This is a genomic window from Psychrobacter sp. TB67, assembly GCF_000511065.1.
Classification (GTDB): Bacteria; Pseudomonadota; Gammaproteobacteria; order Pseudomonadales; family Moraxellaceae; genus Psychrobacter; species Psychrobacter okhotskensis.
Map to the genome: position 1 here is coordinate 1 of NZ_AYYA01000022.1, position 3,957 is coordinate 3,957.

A 3,957-nucleotide genomic window follows, 5' to 3' on the forward strand; every position below is an offset into this window, starting at 1 on the left:
TGTAGTGGTCAACTAATTTAGGACACCTGATAAGAGGTTTTGATTAAAGTAACGTCTTTCTGTTTCAGCTGGTGTTAAATAATTGTTGAAAGTGTGCGGTCTCACGGTTTGATAGTAGCCCCAGATATAATCACTAATGGCACTTTTAGCCTCAGCGATATTCTCATAACCGCCCTTTGGCATCCACTCTGTTTTGAAGCTTCTAAAGAAGCGCTCAGTTGGGGCGTTATCCCAACAATTTCCACGACGGCTCATACTCTGTGTCATACCGTCGCAATCATCGATTGATTCAGCAAATTTCTTACTGGTGTAATGCGTGCCCTGATCTGAGTGAAATAACACACCACTTGGTTTGAGTCTCGTCTGATACGCCATTTTCAGAGCGTTACCTGTCAGAATACTATCGGGTGAGTCTGAGACACTAAAGCCCACCACACGACGGGCGTACAGGTCTAAAACAACGGCTAGGTAACACCAGCCGCCTTTAATGCGAATATAAGTGACATCGCCCGTCCAGACTTGGTTGGGCGCCGTTGGGCTAAATCTGCGTTTTAAAAGGTTGTCATGGGTTTTATGTTCCTGATCAGCGTGCTTGTATTTGTGGGTCTTGAGCTGGCAACTGACCAGTTTCATTTGCTTCATAATCTTGGCAGCTAAGTAACGCGTTAGCCTAATACTGTGCTCATTCCACAGGATGGCGACAATGGTGCGAGCCCCAGCTGATTGTTTGGAGTCATTGAATATTTGACGTATCAAGGCTTTGAGTTTGACACGTTCAATATCGATAGGCTTAGTCTGTGTGCCATAGTAGTAGCTGCTTTTAATGATGCCAAATAAGTCACATAGTCGGCGTTTACTGACGCTTTTGTCTTGCTCTGCAAGCTTGCTTATCAGCGATAGCCGTTCAGGCTGTCCAAGGCCAGCAGAGCAGAAGCCTTTTTTAATATGTCGCGCTCCATAGTGAGTCGCTTAACCTGCTTACGCAATTCTTGTAGCTCGCGCTGTTCATCCGTTAAAGCGTTGCCGACTTTAGGTGCTTGGCCATTCGTTTCTTGTCGATACTGACTCAGCCATTTCTGCAGGGTGGATTTGCCAATGCCAAGTGAGCTTGCTACATCAGGTATTTTACGCTTATGCTCAGTCACTAAGCTGATGGCTTCAAGCTTGAATTCTCGGGTATATTGATTGCGATTGTTGGTCATACTAGTTTCCTTCTTTGGGTTATTATAACCTCTTAGAAGCTGTCCAATTTTATTATGCCACTACAATAAGAAGTGCTGGTATCATAATAATAAACAAGACTAAAGGGCCAATAATCATTATCAGCCCACCCTCATTCAGCATGCTACTGCCCACATCATTAAAGGTTAAGGCATAAGGCGTAATACCTCGCACATCTTTTGCCACATACAGCATGTTTGGATGGTCTTTTTCAACATCCACTACGTCACTATAAGGTCGAGATAATAAGGTGATACTTGCTGTATCTTGGGTAGGTAAAACATCCATCTAGGGTGGCTCACTATTTATATTCAATCAGTAAAGGTAATCAAAGCTACTATTTTAACGATCTCGCATTAACACATAAGGTTTTTCTTCTACGGTTTTAGACTTAGATCTTTTCTGAGTATAGGTAGTACCAGATTCTTTGTCATAAGCAGCATTAGATAAACTAAAGTCAACTCTAGCAAACTCAAAACTTGGCTCATGAATTACAAACTTCAGTAAAAGCTTATATCCACCTTCTGTTTGAGTATACATATAGCTTGACAACCCTTTTGGTAGCTCAACTTTAATATTCTGATTCGTCCTAGAAGTTTGACCAATACGTGCGAAAACGTCATCTCGAGTTTCGAGTTTAAGTATTTTGTTTAAAGGGACAGAGTCATTAATAGTTACTTTATCTTTAAAATAAGAGGAAACATCAGCATTGGAATAAGGCTGCAATTCTTTAGGCGTATAGAATGTTGTTAATTTATAGCTAATAGTGTCCTTTTCACTAATCGGTAAGTATGAGATAATCTCTACCGTTATGTCACACTCGCTTGTTATACTATTTTTGATAATAATTTTAATATCATTTTTTCTCATATCTATAGCCAAAGCCGCAACCTCAGAAGCTGCGCTACGAAAAGAAGAGACTACTTTATTTGAATCAGGATCTACATAAGAATTTCTATCACTGTACTTGTCTGTCAGGAATTCACGTTTACCAAAAACGCCAAAGTTTAGCCAATAGTCGATATTATTCAAATTATCAGTACTCTTATCATAGACGCTCATCTTAAAGTATGACCACAAGCTAACACCTAGACCTATTACCATAACCCCTACTAAGAAGTAGGGATTGGCAAACAGCGCAATACCACCTACCTGACTAAACACTATGCTTACACTTAATCGAGCACCTGTGCGCTTAGCCATAACTTCTGCTAAAGCACGACCTGCAAAAGAGAAAGTAGCCACACTAATCATGTTGGAAGCAATATAACCCATAGGAACACTTTCACGGTTGAACTTGTAAATAAACAAGTACCCTACTTCTGCCCATCCTGCCCATCCTGCCCACATTCCAATAGTCGCTGCTAGTAGGCTTCGTTGTGCTGCTTTTATCTGTAGCTCTTTGGTGACGGCACGCAATTGAGTAAGATTTGCCGCCAGCTCAATTGAGGCGCTCATCACCATTAGGCTGGCGCCTATGGCAGCTGAGCCTGCCTCCATATTCTTCGATAGTGATACATCCTGTCCCATGGCTTCCAAATTTGTAAACATAGCCCGAGTTTGTAAAAACACCAAGCCACCACTTAAAGCGATACCAGCAGACGGAGCGATACTATTTAAACGCTTTAAGCGACTATTGATTTTATCAACTTCTAACTGTAGGTAAGTTGTGGTCGGGTCTTTGCGTATCTCGGCTTCTACTAAATTCACTAGAGGTCTATTAGCCTCTTTACCCAGCTCTTTTAGAGTACCCGTGTCCAGCATGATACCTTTTTTGTATTGGGCACTAACAAAAAAGGTAAAAGTATGGACAGCCTCAGCCTGTACGACTACACCACTTCTATTTCTCATATCTTGAACATCAAAAGGTTGCTTATTAGTTCCTAGTTTATTGCCTTCTACATTATTGGTATAATTTTCATATAGATCCGCGCCATTAGTACCTTTTAAGGTATCAAAAATCGTCTTGATTTTACCTTTCATAGTAATAGGTATGGCAACTTCACCGCTATTACTCAGCATAAAGCTTTGCATAGCCGTTGTTATGCTCTGAACCTTAGCTTTATTAATTGTCCCTGTTTGACGCTTACGCTGATTTGTTAGTACTGATTGGTAGGCATGAGAAATCAATAGACTGATCGCATTAGCCGTCTCTTCTGATAATCTATATCCTCTAAGATTACTATAGTCAATCCCACCTAAAAGTGTTATAAACTAACTATCAAATTCAATTGTTATTATAAAGACCATGACTTACTCGCTAGATTTTCGCAAACAAGTACTAAAAAGCTTAGATGATGGTATGACCTTTGCCGAGGCAGCTGAATTCTATAATCTCAGCCCAACCACCATACAGAACTGGAAGAGACGTGTTCATAGCAAAACAACCAGGCAAACCAAACCCTATAAAATACCAGATGATGTGCTACTTAATGATGTCAAAGAACATCCTGATGATTACCAGTATGAGCGAGCACGTCGTCTAAACTGTAGTAAAACAGGCATTCATCATGCCCTAAAGCGTCTAGGCATCAGTCAAAAAAAAGACTTTAGAACATCCAAAAGCCTGTCCGATCAAAAGAGCGATATATCAGAATAAGCTTGAGCACTTTAAGCAGCAAGGCTACCCCATTGTATATATGGACGAAAGCGGCTTTGAGCACGAGACCATTCGCTCTCATGGCTATGCACCGATTGGTGAGCCTTGTATCGATAGCTACAACTGGCAAGGTAAAA

4 protein-coding genes are annotated in these 3,957 nt (G+C 40.9%); 1 reads left to right on the forward strand and 3 read right to left on the reverse strand.

All coding sequences use genetic code 11. The features are described from left to right. Positions 1-12: 12 nt before the first annotated feature. The 3 genes from W293_RS16025 to W293_RS0103085 form a co-directional block, all read right to left on the reverse strand. Positions 13-1,202 (reverse strand): IS3 family transposase gene (locus tag W293_RS16025; protein WP_101210725.1). Its coding sequence is split into 2 segments (ribosomal slippage): positions 13-944 and positions 944-1,202, totalling 1,191 coding nucleotides; the frame shifts between segments, so codons are not numbered across the junction. A gap of 52 nt (positions 1,203-1,254) precedes the next feature. After that, entirely contained in the window at positions 1,255-1,509 is a 255-nt protein-coding gene (locus W293_RS0103080; RefSeq protein ID WP_025651042.1) for a hypothetical protein, read from the reverse strand. Positions 1,510-1,563: 54 nt separating this feature from the next. After that, positions 1,564-3,351, reverse strand: coding sequence for a YIP1 family protein (locus W293_RS0103085; protein ID WP_156915614.1), 1,788 nt, complete (start codon positions 3,349-3,351; stop codon positions 1,564-1,566). A 118-nt stretch (positions 3,352-3,469) separates the two neighbouring features. On the opposite strand from W293_RS0103085, the gene W293_RS0103090 reads away from it, so the two are divergent. After that, entirely contained in the window at positions 3,470-3,820 is a 351-nt protein-coding gene (locus W293_RS0103090; RefSeq protein ID WP_025650793.1) for an IS630 transposase-related protein, read from the forward strand. Positions 3,821-3,957: the final 137 nt, after the last annotated feature.